At 71.8% G+C, this 18,273-nt stretch carries 13 protein-coding genes; 8 read left to right on the top strand and 5 right to left on the bottom strand.

Translation table 11 applies throughout. The annotated features are described in order from the left end of the window. Window positions 1-137: 137 nt before the first annotated feature. From CNQ36_RS01245 to CNQ36_RS01215, 7 genes are all read left to right on the top strand, one after another. Window positions 138-920 carry a CoA transferase subunit A gene (locus CNQ36_RS01245; protein WP_121544566.1) on the top strand — a complete coding sequence of 261 codons (783 nt, stop codon included), beginning with the start codon at window positions 138-140 and terminating at the stop codon, window positions 918-920. Between the two features lies 1 nt (window position 921). Then, window positions 922-1,581, top strand: coding sequence for a CoA transferase subunit B (locus tag CNQ36_RS01240; protein WP_121544565.1), 660 nt, complete (start codon window positions 922-924; stop codon window positions 1,579-1,581). Window positions 1,582-1,759: 178 nt separating this feature from the next. Next, window positions 1,760-3,292 carry an extracellular catalytic domain type 1 short-chain-length polyhydroxyalkanoate depolymerase gene (locus CNQ36_RS01235; protein WP_228312890.1) on the top strand — a complete coding sequence of 511 codons (1,533 nt, stop codon included), beginning with the start codon at window positions 1,760-1,762 and terminating at the stop codon, window positions 3,290-3,292. Between the two features lie 176 nt (window positions 3,293-3,468). Then, the gene (locus CNQ36_RS01230; protein WP_121544564.1) at window positions 3,469-4,893 is read left to right on the top strand and encodes a 3-hydroxybutyrate oligomer hydrolase family protein; all 1,425 of its coding nucleotides are present in this window, start codon (window positions 3,469-3,471) and stop codon (window positions 4,891-4,893) included. Between the two features lie 152 nt (window positions 4,894-5,045). Continuing rightward, on the top strand, window positions 5,046-5,843 hold the full coding sequence (locus CNQ36_RS01225; RefSeq protein WP_121544563.1) for a 3-hydroxybutyrate dehydrogenase: 798 nt from the start codon (window positions 5,046-5,048) through the stop codon (window positions 5,841-5,843). A gap of 118 nt (window positions 5,844-5,961) precedes the next feature. After that, on the top strand, window positions 5,962-7,350 hold the full coding sequence (locus CNQ36_RS01220; protein WP_121544562.1) for an MFS transporter: 1,389 nt from the start codon (window positions 5,962-5,964) through the stop codon (window positions 7,348-7,350). 140 nt (window positions 7,351-7,490) lie between these two features. Then, the gene (locus CNQ36_RS01215; protein WP_040908086.1) at window positions 7,491-9,422 is read left to right on the top strand and encodes a helix-turn-helix domain-containing protein; all 1,932 of its coding nucleotides are present in this window, start codon (window positions 7,491-7,493) and stop codon (window positions 9,420-9,422) included. Between the two features lie 65 nt (window positions 9,423-9,487). Here the strand turns inward: CNQ36_RS01215 and CNQ36_RS01210 are convergent, their stop codons facing one another. Further along, window positions 9,488-12,772, bottom strand: a complete 3,285-nt coding sequence (locus tag CNQ36_RS01210; protein ID WP_121548316.1) for a GH92 family glycosyl hydrolase — start codon at window positions 12,770-12,772, stop codon at window positions 9,488-9,490. Window positions 12,773-13,084: 312 nt separating this feature from the next. On the opposite strand from CNQ36_RS01210, the gene CNQ36_RS01205 reads away from it, so the two are divergent. Beyond that, the gene (locus CNQ36_RS01205; RefSeq protein WP_004936459.1) at window positions 13,085-14,284 is read left to right on the top strand and encodes an oxygenase MpaB family protein; all 1,200 of its coding nucleotides are present in this window, start codon (window positions 13,085-13,087) and stop codon (window positions 14,282-14,284) included. A 98-nt stretch (window positions 14,285-14,382) separates the two neighbouring features. Here the strand turns inward: CNQ36_RS01205 and CNQ36_RS01200 are convergent, their stop codons facing one another. The 4 genes from CNQ36_RS01200 to CNQ36_RS01185 form a co-directional block, all read right to left on the bottom strand. Next, window positions 14,383-15,579, bottom strand: coding sequence for a TetR/AcrR family transcriptional regulator (locus CNQ36_RS01200; RefSeq protein WP_121544561.1), 1,197 nt, complete (start codon window positions 15,577-15,579; stop codon window positions 14,383-14,385). A gap of 158 nt (window positions 15,580-15,737) precedes the next feature. Continuing rightward, the gene (locus CNQ36_RS01195; protein WP_121544560.1) at window positions 15,738-16,829 is read right to left on the bottom strand and encodes an NAD(P)-dependent alcohol dehydrogenase; all 1,092 of its coding nucleotides are present in this window, start codon (window positions 16,827-16,829) and stop codon (window positions 15,738-15,740) included. Then, window positions 16,826-17,335, bottom strand: a complete 510-nt coding sequence (locus CNQ36_RS01190; protein ID WP_121544559.1) for a DUF4334 domain-containing protein — start codon at window positions 17,333-17,335, stop codon at window positions 16,826-16,828. The genes CNQ36_RS01195 and CNQ36_RS01190 overlap by 4 nt, the downstream gene beginning before the upstream one ends. A 32-nt stretch (window positions 17,336-17,367) precedes the next feature. Beyond that, complete coding sequence (locus CNQ36_RS01185; protein ID WP_121544558.1) at window positions 17,368-18,102, bottom strand: TetR/AcrR family transcriptional regulator; 735 nt, start codon at window positions 18,100-18,102, stop codon at window positions 17,368-17,370. Between the last annotated feature and the right edge of the window lie 171 nt (window positions 18,103-18,273).

Genomic DNA, 18,273 nt, shown 5'->3' with positions numbered 1-18,273 from the left:
GGAAGCAGCCATACCGAGGGGCCCTCGTGCGTCCTTAGTGTCGTCGCGTCGTGGGAAAGGCCATGGGCGCACAGGTCGGACGATGTGCGCGCCTGGGCCGTTCGGGGCGTACGCGCCCCTTGACGGAGAGGGGCAGTATGGGGCTGGACAAGACGGTCGACAGCGTGGCCGAGGCAGTGGCGGACATCCCTCAGGGGGCGTCACTGGCCGTCGGCGGGTTCGGACTGTGCGGCATACCGAGTGCGCTGATCGCCGCCCTGCTGGAGCAGGGGGCGGGCGGTCTCAAGGTCGTCTCCAACAACTGCGGAGTGGACGACTGGGGGCTCGGCCTCCTGCTGCGGGCCGGCCGGATCGCGCGCATGACCAGCTCGTACGTGGGCGAGAACAAGGAGTTCGCCCGCCAGTACCTGAGCGGCGAGCTGGAGGTGGAGCTGGTGCCGCAGGGCACCCTCGCCGAACGGCTGCGCGCGGGCGGCGCGGGCATCCCGGCCTTCTACACGCCTGCCGGGGCCGGGACGCAGATCGGCGACGGCGGGCTGCCCTGGCGGTACGCGCCGGACGGGCAGGTCGCGGTGGCGTCGCCGCCGAAGGAGACACGGACGTTCGACGGCCGTGAGTACCTGCTGGAGGAAGGCATCAGGACCGATTACGGCCTGGTGCGGGCCACCATCGGGGACCGCCACGGCAACCTGGTGTTCCGCTCCTCGGCCCGCAACTTCAACCCACTGGCCGCGATGGCCGGCCGGGTCACCGTCGCCGAGGTCGAGCACCTGGTGGAGCCCGGTGAACTGGACCCGGACGAGGTGCACCTGCCGGGGGTGTTCGTGCAGCGGGTGGTCCGGGTCTTCCCCGACGATCCGGCCGCCGAGCGACGGATCGAACGACGGTGTGTGCGCAGCGAGCAGGAAGGCGGTGCCTGACATGGCACTCACGCGCGAGCAGATGGCGGCCCGGGCCGCCCGCGAACTGGTGGACGGCACCTACGTCAACCTCGGCATCGGCCTGCCCACCCTGATCCCCAATCACCTGCCGCCGGGCGTCGAGGTGGTGCTGCAGTCCGAGAACGGCATCCTCGGCGTCGGCCCGTACCCGCTCGAGGAGGAGATCGACTCCGACCTGATCAACGCGGGCAAGGAGACGGTGACGGTGCTGCCCGGCGCGTCCTTCTTCGACTCCGCGCTGTCCTTCGGCATGATCCGCGGCGGGCACATCGACACCGCCGTGCTGGGGGCCATGCAGGTGGCGAGCTCCGGGGATCTGGCCAACTGGATGATCCCGGGGAAGATGGTCAAGGGCATGGGCGGTGCCATGGACCTGGTCCACGGGGCCCGCCGGGTCATCGTGCTGATGGAGCACACCGCCAAGGACGGCAGCCCCAAGCTCGTCGCCACCTGCGACCTGCCCCTGACCGGCACCGGTGTCGTGCAGCGCGTCATCACCGATCTCGCCGTCATCGACATCACCCCGGACGGGTTCTCCCTGGCCGAACTCGCCCCGGGAGTGGGCGTCGACGACGTGCGCACCGCGACGGGCGCCGACCTGCTCGTGCCCGCGCACCTGGAAGCGCCTGCCGGTGTCTGACTAACAGAAGCGTGCCGGCGGCACAATCCCCGCGCGTTCCCGTGGCGACGGTCGGGCTGTGGGGGTCCCTGCCATACCGTGGCCCGCCGGCCACACCCTACGGTGCCGGACACCGGGCCGCTCCGGCTGAATCGAGCCGGCACAGCGCCCGGTGTCCCATGACACCGAGGGAGCCGCCATGCAGTCGCCGTCGCGGGGAACCACCGTCCCGCCGTCCCGTATCCCGTCCGTACCGCCCCCGGTCGCCTCGCCCGCCCCCTCGGGGCGCGGGTGGCGCGGACTGCTGTCCCGCCTCGTGGCAGTCGCGGCCCTGGTCCTCGCGGCCGCCCTGGCCGGCCCGGCGCCGACGGCCCACGCCGCGGCCGGCCTGACCAGGGTCACCGACTTCGGTGCCAACCCGGGCCAGTTGAACATGTACGTCTACCGTCCCGCGTCCCTGCCCGACCGCCCGGCGGTGGTGTTCGCGCTGCACGGCTGCAGCCAGAACGCCCAGTTGTACGCCGACAACTCCGGCCTGCCCGAACTCGCCGACCGGCACAAGTTCCTGGTGGTCTTCGCCGAGACCACGACCGCGAACAACATGAGCAAGTGCTTCAACTGGTTCCAGCCCGCCGACACCCGCAGGGGCCAGGGCGAAGCCGCGTCGATCCGTCAGATGGCGGCGCACACGGTCTCCGCCTACGGGGCGGACTCCGGGCGGACCTACGTCACCGGCCTGTCCGCCGGCGGCGCCATGACGTCGGTGATGCTCGCCATGTACCCGGACGTCTTCCAGGCCGGCGCGGTCGTCGCGGGCCTGCCCTACGGCTGCGCCGGCGACCTCGTGGCCGCCGGCACGTGCATGAGCCCGGGAACCGACCTCACCCCGGCCCAATGGGCGCAGCGGGTGCGCGACGCCCACCCCTCGTGGTCCGGCCCCTGGCCCCGCATGGCCGTCTGGCACGGCGACAAGGACACCAAGGTCGTCCCCCGCAACGCCGACGAACTGCGCGACCAGTGGACCGCACTGCACGGCCTCTCCCAGACGCCGGCCCGCATCTCCCTGATCGGCCCGAACTCCACCCGGCACGAGGAATACACCGCCGCCGACGGCTCGGTGGCCGTCGAGGTGAACCGCGTCCCGGACATCGGGCACGCCACGCCGGTCGACCCCGGCAGCGGACCTCAGCAGTGCGGCAGCACCGGCACCGTCAACTTCCAGGACTCCCTCTGCTCCAGCCACTGGATCACCGAGTTCTTCGGCCTGGCGGAACCCGTGGAGGACGACGGGCTGCCCGCCCCCACCGGTCTGACCGTGGGCGACGCCACCGACACCACCCTCCGCCTGAGCTGGGAACCCGTCGACGGCGCCGACGGCTATCTCGTCCACCGCGACGGGGCGCCGCTCACCACGGTGGGCGCCACGTCGTACACCGACAGCGGTCTGACCCCGGGCACCTCCCACACCTACGCGGTCGCCGCCCGCGGTGCCGACGGCACCACCGGGCGCCTCTCCGGCCTCGTCACCGCGTGGACCACCGGAGGCACGGCAGCCTGCTGGACCGCCAGCAACTACGCCCATGTGCAGGCAGGACGCGCCACCACCAGCGGCGGCTACACCTATGCCAAGGGATCGGGCCAGAACATGGGGCTGTACAACATATTCGTCACCCACACCCTGAAGGAGTCACCCGCGGGCCACTTCACCCTCGCGGACGGCACCTGCAGCTGAAGGCGAGCCGGTCATGACCGTGGTCGTCGTCCCGCGGCGTCCACGGTCTTGTGCCCGTCATGGTTGCGGCCCACTGCAGAGAGGCCGCGGTCGTGGTGGGCACACACATGTCGCCGTGTCGGACATGCCGCCTAGCCTCCAGCCCGTCCATCCACCGCCGTCCACTGGAGGTCTCCATGGTGTTGTCCACCGGCATCAGTGCGGGCTGGAGAGGGCGCGCCGTACTCGGTGCTCTCGCTCTGTCCACTGCCGTGGCCCTGCTTCCCACATCGGCCTCGGCCCGTCCGGCCTCCGACCGCGCGGGCCACTGCGCCAACCAGTCCCACCTCCGCGTACCGGGCGCCGCCCATCAGCGGTCCGACTGCCTGAACGAGCTGACCACGGCGGGAACCGTGGCATCCGGCCACACCGACCCGGCCGACTGGGCCGGCCTCACCCCGAAGGACCTCACCGTTCCCGAGGGCGTGCCGGGCATCCAGATCGACGGCTACTTCCCCGACTCCTCGACCACCAACACCAACCACGGCTGGAACCACGACTCGCAGTTCGTCATCCGGCTGCCCGACCGCTGGAACGGCGGACTGGTCGTGGCCGGCACCCCCGGCAACCGCGAGCAGTACGCCAACGACCGGGCCATCGCCGACTGGGTGCTCGCCCGCGGCTACGCCTACGCGGCCACCGACAAGGGCAACACCGGTCTGGCGTTCCACCAGGACGGCTCCCGGCCCGGTGACGCGGTCGTCGAGTGGAACAACCGGGTCACCCAGCTGACCCGCGCCGCCCGGGCCGTGGTCGCCCAGCGCTACCACCGTCCGCCCACGCGCACCCTGGCCACGGGGATGTCCAACGGCGGCTACCTCGTGCGGTGGCAGCTGGAGAACCACCCCGAGCTGTACGACGGCGGCGTCGACTGGGAAGGCACCCTCTGGGACGCGAAGGGTCCCAACCTGTTCACCTTCCTGCCGCCCACCCTGCGCCACTACCCCGCCTACGCGGCGGGCGGCCCCGACGCGGAGGCGGCACGCGCGGCCATGCACGAGGCGGGCTTCCCGGCCGGCTCGGAGTTCCTGTGGCCCTTCCACCACCAGGTCTACTGGGACCTGACCCAGCGCATCTACCGCGAGGAGTTCGACCCCTCCTACGACGGTGCGACGGAGGCCGGCACCCCCTACTGCGCCCCCAGGACCCCCGGCTGCGACGCCGACTACGACTACGCCGCCCGTCCCGCCGAGGTCCACAAGGCCGTCCAGCGGGTCGCGCTGACCGGCCGCATCGGCAAACCGCTGATCACCCTTCACGGCACGCTGGACGTCCTGCTGCCCATCACCAAGGACTCCGACGTCTACGCCCGCATGATCCGTGAGGCGGGCCGCGGTCACCTGCACCGCTACTACCGCATCGAGGACGGCACGCACACCGATTCCCTCGCCGACGCGTTCCCGGACCGGCTCCGGCCCCTGCTGCCCTGCCACCGCTCGTCCTTCACCGCCCTGGAGAGCTGGCTCACCACCGGGCACCGCCCGCCCGCGAGCCACACCGTGGCCCGGCCCGAGGACGCCACCCCGGCGAGCCTGCTCACCAGCTGCCGCCTCGAAGGGTGACCACTCCGCGGCCGTGGCCCCGCGCCACGGCCGCCCCCTGCCCTGCCCGACCGCATACCTCTGTATGTGGTGGATGCCACTACAGGCCGAGGACTCATTGTGTCTGTCGAATACATAGGTGTGACATGAAGGTTTCCCTACTGTTTCCGGCCATGACAAGCGAATTCCGTCCGCCCACCGCCCCCTCGGCATCGACGGGTGCCGGTGTGGACCTGACCTCCCGGGCCGCCCTGGTCACCGGCGGCGGCAGCGGTATCGGCAGGGCGTGCGCGGCCGCCCTGGCAGCAGCGGGCGCCGTGGTGCACGTGGTCGACCGGGACGCCGAGGCGGCCAAGACCGTCGCCGCCGAGATCGGAGGCGAGGCGCACATCGCCGACCTGGCCGATCCGGCCGCGATCGACGCGCTGCCGGCCGAGGTCGACATCCTGATCAACAACGCCGGCCTGCAGCACGTGGCGCCCGTGACGGAGTTCCCGCCCGAGCGCTTCGCCCTCATCCAGCAGGTCATGGTGACCGCTCCATTCCTGCTGATGCGCCGGAGCCTGCCCCACATGTACGCGCAGGGCTGGGGCCGGGTGATCAACATCTCCAGCGTCCACGGACTGCGGGCCAGCGCCTTCAAGTCGGCCTACGTCGCCGCCAAACACGCCCTGGAGGGCCTGAACAAGGTGGTCGCGCTCGAGGGCGCCCCCCACGGCGTGACCAGCAACTGCATCAACCCCGGCTACGTCCGCACCCCCCTGGTCGAGAACCAGATCCGCGACCAGGCCCTCGCACACGGCATCAGCCCCGAGGACGTCCTGACCGACGTACTGCTCACCCGCTCGCCCATCAAGCGCCTGCTGGAGGCGGAGGAGGTCGCCGCGGCCGCGCTGTGGCTCTGCGCCGACCACAGCAGTTACATCACCGGCACCTCCCTGCCCCTCGACGGCGGCTGGGGAGCCGGCTGACCCCCCGCCCCGGACACCGGCCACGCGCCGCTCACGCGCCGCCCCGTCCCCACGACCGCCCCCCACACCCGTCCCCCCACGCCCGTCCCCGCACCCTCACCCGAGAATCGGTGAACCCATGACCGAGACCACGACCGCCAAGCCGGGCGAGCCCCGCTCCGGCGGCATCGCCAGAATCGTCGGCGCGAGCCTGATCGGCACCACCGTCGAGTGGTACGACTTCTTCCTCTACGGTTCCGCCGCCGCGCTGGTTTTCAACACCCTCTTCTTCCCCAGCAGCGACCCGCTGGTGGGCACGCTGCTCGCCTTCATGACGTACGCGATCGGGTTCCTGGCCCGGCCGATCGGCGGCATGGTCTTCGGGCACTACGGCGACAAGATCGGCCGTAAGAAGCTGCTCGTGCTCAGCCTGCTGATGATGGGCGGCGCCACCTTCGCGATGGGCCTGCTGCCCACCTACGGCACCATCGGCGTCGGCGCCCCGATCCTGCTCACCGTCCTGCGCCTCATCCAGGGCTTCGCCCTGGGCGGCGAATGGGGCGGCGCCGTGCTGATCGTCTCCGAGCACGGGGGCGACAAGCACCGCGGGTTCTGGGCCTCCTGGCCCCAGTGCGGCGTCCCCGCCGGCAACCTGCTGGCCACCGCGGTCCTCGCGGTGCTGGCCTCGGTGCAGTCCGAAGCGGCGTTCGAGTCCTGGGGCTGGCGCGTTCCCTTCCTGCTCTCCGGCGTCCTGGTCGTGGTCGGCCTGTGGATCCGCATCTCGGTGACCGAGTCCCCGGTCTTCCTCGCCGCCAAGGCCAAGGCCGAGGCGGACGCCGCAGACGGGGTCAAGGAGGAGGCGCCCGTCGTCGAGGTCTTCCGCCGCAGCTGGCGTGAGGTGCTCGCGGCCATCGGAGTCCGGTTCGGAGAGAACATCTCCTACTACATCGTCACCTCCTTCCTGCTGGTCTACGTCACCACCCACCTCGAACTGCCGAAGAGCACCGCGCTGAACGCCGTGCTGATCGCCTCCGCCGTCCACTTCGTCACCATCCCGCTGTGGGGAGCGCTCTCCGACCGCATCGGCCGCAGGCCCGTGACGCTGATCGGCGCCGTCGGCATGGCGGTCTGGGCGTTCTTCTTCTTCTCCCTGGTCGACTCGGAGTCGTTCGCCGTGATCACCCTGTCGGTCACCGCGGGCCTGCTGCTGCACGGCGCGATGTACGGGCCCCAGGCCGCCTTCGTCTCCGAGATGTTCGACACCAAGGTCCGCTACTCCGGGGCCTCCGTGGGCTCACAGCTCGCGTCCATCGTCGCCGGCGCCCTCGCCCCCATCATCGCGGTGGAACTGCTCAGGCGTTACGGATCGTCGACCCCCATCGCCCTCTACCTCTGCGCCGCCTCGGTGATCACCGCCATCACCGTGCTCGTCATCAAGGAGACCCGCGGCCGTGACCTGACCGTCTCGACCACGGATGCGCCGCCGAAGCAGCGGGAGGCGGCGGTCGCCGACACCAACCGGGTCTGAGAGGCCACCGTGCGGCGGTCCGCCCGGCCATGGGGGACGGGCGGACCGCCGCGGGTGCGCACGGGGCCCGGCGCCCTCCGGACCCGCCACCCTCAGACCATCCACGCATCAGCCGCGGCGCCGGAGGTAGGACTGCCGTCATGACCACCCAGAACGACGCCTCCACCGCGGTGACGGCGGCACTCCAGCAGCTGCTCGCCCTTCTCGCCGCGGACGCTCCGGCCGAACAACTGGCCCAGCCCGCGGCGCAGGCACGCGCCGCCGGCGTCGGCCCGCACGACCAGGACGTCATCGCCGAGGCCACCCGGACCGCGCTCGGCATCCACCGGACGCTGACCCAGCGCCGGCGGCGGGAGGCCGAGCTCGCCGCCCTGTTCGACACCGCGAGCGACCTGGCCGCCCTGCGGGACCTGGACTCCGTACTGCGTGCCATCGTGCACCGGGCGCGCACCCTGCTGGGCACCGACGTCGCCTACCTCACCCTGAACGACCCCGCCGCGGGCGACACGTTCATGCGGGTGACCGCCGGTTCGGTCTCCGCCAAGTTCCAGCAACTGCGCCTCGGCATGGGAGAAGGACTCGGCGGTCTGGTCGCGCAGACCGCCCGCCCCTACGCGAGCCCCGACTACCGCACCGACCACCGCTTCAGGCACACCGGAGCCATCGACGAGGGAGTCAACGAGGAGGGCCTGCGCGGCATCCTCGGCGTACCCCTGCGCGTCGGCCGACGCGTGATCGGCGTGCTGTTCGCCGCGGACCGCACTCCGCGTGACTTCACTCCCGAGGCCATCGCCCTGCTGTCCTCCCTCGCCGACCACGCCGCAGTCGCCATCGACAGCGCGCGTCTGCTGGAGGAAACCCGCTCCGCCCTCGTCGAACTGAACGCCGCGAACGGAACGGCCCGCGCCCACAGCGACGCCCTGCACCGCGCGGCCGACACCCACGACCGGCTCACCGACCTGGTCCTCAGGGGCGGCGACGTCGACGACGTCACCCGCGAGATCGCGGCCCTCCTCGACGGCGGCCTGGCCGTCCACGACGCGGACGGCACCGAACTCGCCCGCCTGAAGACCGGTCCCGTCGTCCTCCCCGAGCAGGGCGTCGAAGCGTCCCGCAGAGGCGGGCGGGCCGTACCCGTCGACGGCAACTGGGTGTGCGCCGTCCTGGCCGGCCCCGAACTCCTCGGCAGTCTCGTCCTCACCGGCCGTGCCGATCTCACCGACGCCGACCGGCGTCTGTTCGAACGAGCCGGTCTGGTCACCGCGCTGCTGCTCCTCCTGCGCCGGTCGGTGGCCGAGGCGGAGGACCGCGTCCGAGGCGAACTCCTCGACGACCTGCTCACCGCCCACCCCCCGGGCGGCCACCGCAACGCGGGCAGCCTGACGCTGCGCGCCAGAAAGCTGGACATCAACCTCGCCCAGCCCCACGCGGTCCTCGTCCTCACCTGCGACCCGGCCCTGCGCTCCCGGCTGCTGACCGAGGTCGCCCGCCGCGCACGCGCGCTCGGCGGCCTGGCAGGCACCCGCAGCGGGCACACCGTCCTGCTCGCGCCCACCTCGGATCCGGGCGCACTCGCCCAGCAACTGGCCCACGAACTGACCCGCGGCCTCGGCATCCCCATCACCGTCGGAGCGGCGGGCCCCGCCACGGGACCGGAGGACCTTCCCCACACCCACGACGAGGCACACCGCTGCCTCCAGGCGCTCGAGGCGCTCGGCCGCACCGGCGACGGCGCCGCCGTGAGCGACCTCGGCTTCCTCGGGGTCCTCCTCGGCGACCGGACGGACATCACGGGGTACGTGGACCACGTCCTCGGCCCCGTTCTCACCTACGACGCGCAGCGCGGCACGGAACTCGCCCGCACCCTCACCGCCTACTTCAACCACGGCGCCAGCCTCTCCCGGGCCAAGGACGCCCTTCACGTCCACGTCAACACCGTGGTGCAGCGGCTCGACCGCGTCGCACAACTCCTCGGCCCCGACTGGAACACCCCCGGCAGAGCCCTGGAGATCCAGGTCGCCCTGCGGCTGCACCGCCTCGCCCGGCAAGGCAGGCTCGACCCCGAACCGTGATCGGCGGCACCGCTGTGCCGAGGGGCCTTCCGATCACGGGACGGGGCCGGGGAACGAACGCGGTACTACCTCAGAGTGATCGCGTAGACCTGCACCCGGGGATCGTCCGGCAGTCCGAGGGAACGGACGGTCTTCGACGCGTCGAGGTCCGCGGAGGAACCGAACAGACGCACCGGCGGCCCGTCCACTCCCTGGCCGCGCTTGATCCGGTGCGGCATCTCCAGTACCACGGAGCCGCCCTGCGGTGCCGCCCCCGCCCAGTCGCCCACGGTGACCGGCACCTCGGCGGTGGTTCCGTCGGTGTAGCGGACGGTGAGCGCGGTCGTCACCGGGCCGTGGTGGGCCGAGGCGACCAGCCGCAGCGCGCCGTACGATCCGGCCGGGAGCAGCATCGCCCGACCGCGGGCCTCGACGAAGTTCGCGGCCGTCCCGGACGGGTCGGGAGCGTCGTAGGTGACCCCGTCCCAGACGACCGGGCCCGCCGCCGGCAGCAGATCACCGTCGTAGCTCCATCCCGCTCCGTCGAAGTCCCCCTCGCCGGAAGCCGCCACGGTCGCGGTCCCGTCGTGGTTCACCTCCTCGGCGAGGTCCACGGCACACTCCTTCCCGGCGTCCGTCGCGCAGCGGGCCGCGTCGCGCACCTCGACGGTCGCGAGCCGTTCCACGCCCTTCACGCCGTTCGCGGTCGCCGTGACCCGCACGGTGTACGAGCCCGGCGCGGTTCCGGCCGGCACGCTCACGTCCACCTCCGCCGTCCGCTGGACGGGGAGCCGGTGGGAGGTGAGCGAGAACGGCTCGGAGGTCCGCACGGTCCAGCCGCTGGGAGCCTTGGCGCCGATGCGCACCCGCAGGGTGCCGGGGGACTGGCCCAGCACGTCCAGCTTCAGACGGAGGCTCTGCGCCGTGTCAGCCGTCGGCAGGACGTCCGAAGCGGTGCGGAGCGACGCGTCGAGGTGCCGGCGGGAATCGGCCGGCGCCCGGTTCACGGACGGCGGCTCCGCGCCCTTGCCCGTCCCCCACGCCGACGGCTCGCCGGCCATCTCGAAGGCGAGGTTCCCGCCCTTGGCGACCGCGTCCCAGTCCAGCCAGGTGGCGCGCAGGTCCTTCCCGCCGAACTCCGCCCGCTCGATGTAGCGTCGCGTGTCGCTCACGCCCGGGGCCCGGACCGTCAGGGTGCCGCCCTGCTTGTTCCCGTGGGCGCCGACGCGAATGACCGCGGAGGGGAACTGCGGGCTGGAGACGGCGAGGAAGTCGCCGCCGTTCGTCGTCGGGTACAGGCCCAGGGAGGAGAAGACGTACCAGGCCGACATGGTTCCCAGGTCGTCATTGCCGGTCATGCCGTCGGGCCCGTCGGTGAAGAGCGTCATCGCGGCGCGGACCACGGTGGCGGTCTTGGCGGGCGCCCCGGCCCACAAGTACATGTAGGGGGAGTGCAGATCGGGCTCGTTGTTCGGGTTGTAGGTCGGCTTCCCGTAGTAGTCGTACGGCGCCGAGATCCAGTCCTCGCGCGCGGTCCCGGCAGGGTCCTCGAGGAGTTTCTCGTACGCGAAGAAGGCGTCGAGGCGCTTCTCCGTCGCCCGCTTGCCGCCCATCAGGGACACGAGCCCCGCCGGGTCCTGGGGGACCAGCCACTGGTACTGGTAGGCGCCGCCCTCATGGAACTGGTGGCCCGCTTCGACGGGGTCGTAGGGCGTCAGCCAGGTGCCGTCGGTGGTGCGCGGCCGGAACTGCCCGAGGGAGGAGTCCCACAGGTTCCGGTACCACTGGCCGCGTGCCGCGAACAGCCGGGCGTCCGCGCGGTGTCCGAGCCCTTCGGCCATCAGCGCCAGCGAGGCGTCCGCAGCCGCGTACTCCAGCGTCGCCGACGCGGGATGACGGCATTCGTTGTCGCCGCCCTTGTCCGGGCAGTCCTTGCCCGGTTCCAGCCCGCTGGGGATGTACCCGCGTTCCTGGTAAGCGGCGGCTCCCGCACGGCCGTTGTAGGGGGAGTCGTCCGGCGGTGTGCCGAGCGCGTTCTTCCGGAGAAGCGCGTACGCCTCCTTCTCGTGGCCGGCGAGCAGGCCCTTGGACCACGCCTCGACGAGGAAGGGAGTCACCGGGTCGCCGGTCATGATGTTGGTCTCGCTGTTGGCGAGTGACCAGCGCGGCAGCCAGCCGCCGTCCCGTCCGATCGCGACGACCGACAGCGCGACGTCGCGGGCGACCTTCGGCTGCAGCATCTGCAGCAGTTGGTTCTGCGGCCGATGGGTGTCCCACAGGGACAGGTTCTGGTAGGGGGTGAAACCGGACGCGGTGTGGGTCTTCCCGTCGAAGCCCGCGTACCGGCCGTCGACGTCACCGGCGAGGTTCGGGTGCAGCTGTGCGTGGTAGAGGGCGGTGTAGAAGGCGCGTCGGCGCTCGGTGGACCCGCCGTCGATCCTGACTGCGGAGAGCTGCCGCTCCCAGGTCTCGTGCAGTGCCGCGCGCGTCGCGTCGAAGTCGTACGAGTCGGCCGTCTCCGCCTCGAGGTTCTTCCGGGCGCCCTCGACGCCCGTGTAGGAGAGCCCCACCTTGACGACGACGTCGCGGTCGGAGCCGGCGTCGAAGGTCACCCAGGCGCCGTTCCCGCCCTCGCCGGCCGCGTCCCGCCCACCCGGGGTGGGCGTGGTGCCCCGCCAGGTGCCGTGCGACGCGAACGGCCGGTCGAAGGTCGCCGTGAAGTAGACGGTGTGCCGGTCCTTGCCCGCGCAGAAGTTGCCGGCCTCGACACGGCCCTCCACCGTCCGGTCGCCGACGACGTGTACTTCCGAGCCGTACACCTTCTGGTTGGCCTTGCCGGTGTTGAACAGCACGTTGGCCCGGCCGGTCGAGGGGAAGGTGTAGCGCTGCCATCCCGTACGGGGCGTGGCGGTCAGCTCGGCGTCGATGCCGTACGTCTTCAGCCCCACCCGGTAGTAGCCGGGTTCGGCGTCCTCGTCGTCGTGCGAGTAGGCCGAACGGTAGGCGGCCGGGTCGACGTCGTCGACCGCTCCGGTCGTCGGCATGAGGGGCAGCTCGCCCATGACGGAGCAGCCGACGCCGGAGAGGTGGGTCTGGCTGAACCCGTGGATCCTGTCCTGCTGGTAGTCGTAGCCTCCCTGGCCGCCGGTGTCCGGGCTGACCTGGACCATGCCGAACGGGGCGCTCGCGCCGGGGAAGGTGTTGCCGAAGTTCTGTGTGCCGATGAACGGGTTGACCAGAGAGGTGAGTTGACCGGCGGTCGAAGGGGCCTGCGCGACGGCCGGCGTCGGTGCCAGGGCGCCGCCCGCGACGAGCAGTGCTGCGAGGACCGTGGAGGCCCGGTCGCGCAATCGGCGGAGGGGTCTGTGCATGGAAGCGGTCTCCTGTTCCTCACCCGTCATGTGCTGCGCGACATGAGAGGTGATCTCCGGGCGACGGACGGAAGCGGACTAGATCACGCTCTGACATCGTTGTCAACACTTCTGGCGCCGACGGTCGCCCGCCACCGGTCCGCGGGTCCGCGACGAGCCCTTCGTCCTCACCATTGCCGACCGTGACGCACCTCGCTATGTTAATCAGAAATCACATCTGCGCGACGTCGTCCATCACGCATCGGCCGCGCAACTGGCAAGTCTGCGAAGGCATCTGAAACCCTCTGACCCATCAGGGAAGCAGGTAAGGCAATGGAGAACCTCAGCAGGCGGAAGGCCCTGTCGCTCGGTGTCGCGCTCGGCCTCGTGGGGGTGGCGAACCCCGTCCACGCGTGGGCGTCGACGGGCTCGGGCACCGGAGCCGCCGCGGGGACCGGTCCGGAGTGGATCTGGGACGACGCGGCGGACCCGCTGATGGCGTCGATGCTCGACAAGGGTCACGTCCCGGCGATCAACACCGCGTGGGCGTCCTGGGTGAACAACAACGACCCACTGCCCAGCGGCCTGCCGGCCGACTTCGCCGCGTATCTGCGGCAGGTCAACCGGCTGCCCTCCTGGGCCGACCCCGCCAAGCTCGCCCGGGCCGCCGACTTCAACCGCCGCAAGGACACGTACCTTTTCATGCTGTACGGCCTGGGCAGCGGCATCATGAGCACCGTGATCCCGCGCGAGGCCAAGAGCGTCTACTGGTCCGCCGGCGGCGCCGACATGCAGGACCGTGCGGCGAAGACGTTCACCTTCGGCTACGACCTGTCCGAGCTGGGAGCCTTCGGGCCGACGGGACAGTTCGTCGTCACCGCCAACAAGACGCGCGTGGTCCACGCCGCGGTGCGCCATCTGCTGCCGCAGTCGCCGCACTGGCGGGCGGTCGCCGACGAGACCATCCCGATCAGCGCGGCCGACATCCTCGTCACCTTCCACAGCCTGGGCACCTACGTGTACAGGAAGCTGCTCGACTGGAAGGTCCCGTTCCCGGCCGCGGACCAGGAGGCGTTCCTGCACTCGTGGCAGGTCGCCATCCATCTGCTCGGTGTGCCGTACGAGCACATCCCCCGCACCTGGGCGGAGGCCGAGAAGCAGTCGGCGCGGGTGCTCACCCCGATCCTCACCCCGTCGACCGAGGGCATCGCACTGGCCGAGGAACTGCTCGGTCTGACCGCGCAGATCGACCTCGGCGTCACGCGCGGCTTCCTCAACGAGTTCGTGCGCTACGTCCTCAGCGACGAGGTCGGCGACTGGCTGGGCCTGAAGCGCGACTACGCGTCGGCGGCCCTGGTCCGCACCGCGTGGCCGGCGTTCATCCTGTTCCGTGAGGGGCTGTCGCCCGTCATGCCCGGCACCTTCTACATGTTCGACCAGTTCGTGCGCGCCCTGGCCATGCTGTTCCTGAACAAGGGCTCCTCCGGGAGCACCACCCCCATCACGATACCCACCGGGAACAGGGCGGGCTGAGCCTCACCTGTGCCCGCCCCCGGCAGCGGGGCCCAGGGGGCGGGCATCGGAGGCTCCGCACGACGCGGCGCCCGTCGCCGCGGGGTTTCGGCCGCCGTTCAGAGCCCCAGCGTGCCCACGACCAGGGCGGTCACGGACTCGCGATGGCCGGGGCTGTCCCGCCACCGCAGCCTGCGTCCCGTCTCGACCACCGCGCCGAACCCCGCGTGCACCAGCACGCGGGCCTGGGCCGGGTCCAGCTCGGGACGGGCCAGCCGCAACTGCCGCTCCCAGACCGCGATGTGCTTGCGCTGGGCGAGGACCAGGGGGCGCCGCAGTTCGTCCGGCAGGCCGACCAGTTCGGCCTCGGCGACGCTGTTGAGCTCGGTGTACTCGAAGCTGTAGGCCACATACGTCGCCGCCAGCGCGACGACGGCCTCGTGCGGACCGGACACCTCGTGCAGGTTCCGCTCCACGCCCTGAGCCAGCAGCCCCGCCGCCTGGAGGCATGCCGCCGCCAGGATGTCGATCTTGCCGGGGTAATGGCGGTAGAGCGCTGACGGGGTCAGTCCCACCGCCTGCGCGATCTGTCCGTTGGTGACACTGGCGAACCCGTTGCGGGCGAACAGCGGGATGGAGGCGGCGAGGATCTCCTCGCGTCGCGTGCGCGGCACCGGCCGGGCGGGCAGCTCGACGGGGTGCGCGGCCGGCCGGCCCGCCGCCGGGTCGGTCGTGGCCACCCGCAGCGCGGACGCCACCAGCAGGCTCTCGGCCCGGCGTTGGGCGATGGTGGTGCGGTGCATCGTGATGGACCCGATCGCGCCGAGGGCCGCCATGGCCCGCAGGCGTCCGTCGGACAGGGGGAGTTCGCGCTGCACCGCCTCGTCGACCCGCTCGACGAGGCGCCCGAACTTGACCGCGAGGCGGCGACGGTCCTCGCGGTTCAGGTACCGCGCCTCCCACCGGTACACGCCGCCCGACGCGCGATGGGCGACGGTGACCCGGGTGAGCGCGGTGAGCACGTCTGTCAGGGGCGCCCCGGGCGGCACTTCGTCGAGCGCGGCGACCAGTCCGTCCACCATGACGTGGGCGCACTCGGCGAACAGCGCGTACTTGTTCGGGAAATGCCGGTACAGAGCGGCCGCGCTGATGCCCACACCGGCGGCGACCTCTTCCATGGACGCCTTGTGGTAGCCGCGCTCGCTGAAGACCCGACCGGCCGCGCCGACGATGAGCTGTCTGCGGTTGCGGGGACGGGTGGCCGCGGCCGGACCGGCGGTCGTGGCCGAACGGGCGGACGGGGAGGCGGGAGCCATGCCGATCAGTCAATCACAGCCCTCGGGAGCCCGTGCTGCCTCGGCGCGGACCGCACAGGCCACGCGCGCGGGAGCATTTCCCGCGGGCGGCTCCCGGGCCTGTGCGGCCGGGGCAGGCCCTCCGGCGAACCCCGCCCTCCCGGTGCCGGTGCGGCCGGTCAGCCGAACGTGAGGACCGGCTTCACCGCACGGCCCTCCGACATGGCGGCCACGGCCTCCCCGATGTCCTCGAACGGGAAGGTGGTGACCAGCCGCTCGAGCGGGAAGAGGCCCCGCTCGCGCAGAGCGATCAGCTCGGGGACGAAGCGGCCGGGATCGGAGTCCCCCTCCAGCACCCCGTGGACGCGGACGCCGCCCGCGAGCAGAGCCATCACGTCGAACGTCACCTCACCGCCGAGACCGAGGAGGGCGAGTTCGCCGCGCGGGCGCAGTGCGCCCAGGGCCCGGCGGGCCATCTCCGGACGCCCCGTGGTCTCGACGACGTGGTGCGCACCGCCGCCGGTGAGCTCGCGCACCGCCGCCACCAGATCGTCCCCCGGTGCCAGGGCCGCCGTGGCTCCGAGCCCGATGGCCAGCGCACGGCGGGAGGCGACCGGGTCGACGGCCACCACCGGGCCGCATCCGACGGCCACCGCGGCCATCAGAGCGCTCAGGCCGACCCCGCCCGCGCCCAGGAGGACCAGCGAGGAGCCGGGTTCGGGACGCAGCCGGTTGAGCACGGTGCCCGCGCCCGTCTGGCCGCTGCACCCCAGCGGCGCGGCGACCTCTGCCGGCAGGTCGGAGGGCACCCCGACCACGCCGCGTTCGTGGACGACGGCGTACGTGGCGAAGCTGGACTGGCCGAAGAAGCAGCCGTGCAGCGGTGCGCCGTCGAGAGCGAGCGGCGTGCTGCCGTCGTCGCGCCCACCCGAGAGGTTCCGGGCCCGCGAGGCCCGGCAGTAGGCCGGATGGCCCGCCGCGCACTGCGCGCACTCGCCGCAGCTGGCGAAGGTGAGGCAGACATGGTCTCCCGGCGCGACGCCGGTCACCCGTGAACCCACCGCCTCGACCCGGCCGGCGCCCTCGTGGCCGAAGACCATCGGGGTGAGGTGGCGGGGCCAGGTGTCCCGCATCGCCAGGTCGGTGTGACAGATGCCGGCCGCGGTCATCCGCACCAGCACCTCACGCGGGCGCGGTTCCTCCAGGTCCGCGTCCCGGAGGGTGAACGGGGCGCCGGGCGCCCCGCTGACCGCGGCGCGGACGCGCCTCACGAATCCTCTCCCGCACGCGGACTCCCGTGCGGGTCCCCGGAGACGCGCTCCAGGAAGAAGTAGTAGAAGGGCCCCTCGGCGGGGACCCCCTTGGAGTTCATGATCCCCATCAGCGTGGTGTCGTCCACCCGCTTGAAGTGGTCGAAGACCGGCTGCCCGTCGTAGACCATGGTGGCCGTGGTCTCGCCGCGGAACTCGACGGTCCACAGACTGGCCTCGCCCTTGCCGAGCTCGCGGTTGGAGTACAACTCACCCTTCTCGTCACGGCACATCAGCGGCTTCACGTCGTGCACGGAGGTGAACGTCTTGCCGTACCAGCCTGCCTTCTCGAGCATGCCGTTGAGGGGATGACCGGTCGCGAACTCGCCGCCCTTCCACTCGCCGAGGATGTCCTCGGGGCGGACGGTGTCCAACGCCGCCCAGATCCGGTCGAGTTCGGTGGCGCTGACGGGCCCGTCCTGCTCCCGGAGCTCCTGGAACCGGGCGCGGGCTTCGATCAGGTCCATGAGCGGTGTCCTCTCGTCGGTGCTGACTGACGTCACGGTGAGACGTGCGGATGCCGGCGGTCTGCGGCGGAACCGGCGGGGGAGGGGTGCTGGAGGGCGGAGCGCCGTGCGAACCGCCGGGGCGGTTCGCCCCTGACCGCGCCCGGGTGGCCCACGGTGCCGAGGCTCAGCAGCACATGGCGTTCGGCGACCTCCTCCGCGGTGAGCGGACCGTCCTCGCGGAACCAGTTGGCGACCCCCTGGCACATCACGAGCACCGAACGCACCGCGTCGGCGGGGATCGGCGTGGAGAACACGCCCTGGGCGCGGCCCGCCTCGACCGTGTCCAGCAGCATGTGCTCGAGATAGTCGCGCAGGGCGACGTAGCGCGCCCGGTTGGAGGGCTCCAGACTGCGTATCTCGGTGTCGAGGAAGGCCAGCTGCTGTCGGTGGGCCATGTACAGCACGATCGACTCGACCATGCCGCAGAACCGCGCCAGCGGATCGTCCCCGGCTTCGCCCGCCGCGGCCCGGCAGCGGTCCAGGACGTCCTTGATGGACGTCTCCAGCAGCGTGGCCAGCAGTGCCTGTTTGTTCTCGTAGTGGTAGTACAGCGCGGGCACCGTGACGCCGACCCGGCCGGCTATGTCCCGGACCGAAGTGCCGTGGTAGCCCTGCTCGTTGAAGGCCTCCATGGCGCGCAGCAGGATCGGGTGCAGATCGAGCGGTCCGTAGTGGCGCCAGTGCTCCGCTGGGGGTGTGCTGTCCTGGCTCGGCGCGGCGTTCAACGACTCTCCTAGGGACGGGTGGCGATCGGCGCCATCGTACGGCCGGGAGATCCGGAACGCTTCCCCTTCGCTGCTTAGCGATCGCTCAGTGGATCCGGCGGCCTGATGTCACTTTCCCGGTGCCGGGCCACAAAAACAAGTGCTGCGAGGAGAGTTGACCGCCCGGTCGTC

The organism is Streptomyces fungicidicus (assembly GCF_003665435.1).
Classification (GTDB): Bacteria; Actinomycetota; Actinomycetes; order Streptomycetales; family Streptomycetaceae; genus Streptomyces; species Streptomyces fungicidicus.
The sequence above is the reverse complement of the archived record's forward strand: the minus strand, read 5'-3'. Positions and strand labels throughout refer to the sequence as shown.

Excerpts from the sequence above, each read along its gene's own strand:
- CNQ36_RS01245 (WP_121544566.1), top strand. The coding sequence starts at position 138 with ATGGGGCTGGACAAGACGGTCGACAGCGTGGCCGAGGCAGTGGCGGAC.
- CNQ36_RS01240 (WP_121544565.1), top strand. The coding sequence starts at position 922 with ATGGCACTCACGCGCGAGCAGATGGCGGCCCGGGCCGCCCGCGAACTG.
- CNQ36_RS01235 (WP_228312890.1), top strand. The coding sequence starts at position 1,760 with ATGCAGTCGCCGTCGCGGGGAACCACCGTCCCGCCGTCCCGTATCCCG.
- CNQ36_RS01230 (WP_121544564.1), top strand. The coding sequence starts at position 3,469 with ATGGTGTTGTCCACCGGCATCAGTGCGGGCTGGAGAGGGCGCGCCGTA.
- CNQ36_RS01225 (WP_121544563.1), top strand. The coding sequence starts at position 5,046 with ATGACAAGCGAATTCCGTCCGCCCACCGCCCCCTCGGCATCGACGGGT.
- CNQ36_RS01220 (WP_121544562.1), top strand. The coding sequence starts at position 5,962 with ATGACCGAGACCACGACCGCCAAGCCGGGCGAGCCCCGCTCCGGCGGC.
- CNQ36_RS01215 (WP_040908086.1), top strand. The coding sequence starts at position 7,491 with ATGACCACCCAGAACGACGCCTCCACCGCGGTGACGGCGGCACTCCAG.
- CNQ36_RS01210 (WP_121548316.1), bottom strand. The coding sequence starts at position 12,772 with ATGCACAGACCCCTCCGCCGATTGCGCGACCGGGCCTCCACGGTCCTC.
- CNQ36_RS01205 (WP_004936459.1), top strand. The coding sequence starts at position 13,085 with ATGGAGAACCTCAGCAGGCGGAAGGCCCTGTCGCTCGGTGTCGCGCTC.
- CNQ36_RS01200 (WP_121544561.1), bottom strand. The coding sequence starts at position 15,579 with ATGGCTCCCGCCTCCCCGTCCGCCCGTTCGGCCACGACCGCCGGTCCG.
- CNQ36_RS01190 (WP_121544559.1), bottom strand. The coding sequence starts at position 17,335 with ATGGACCTGATCGAAGCCCGCGCCCGGTTCCAGGAGCTCCGGGAGCAG.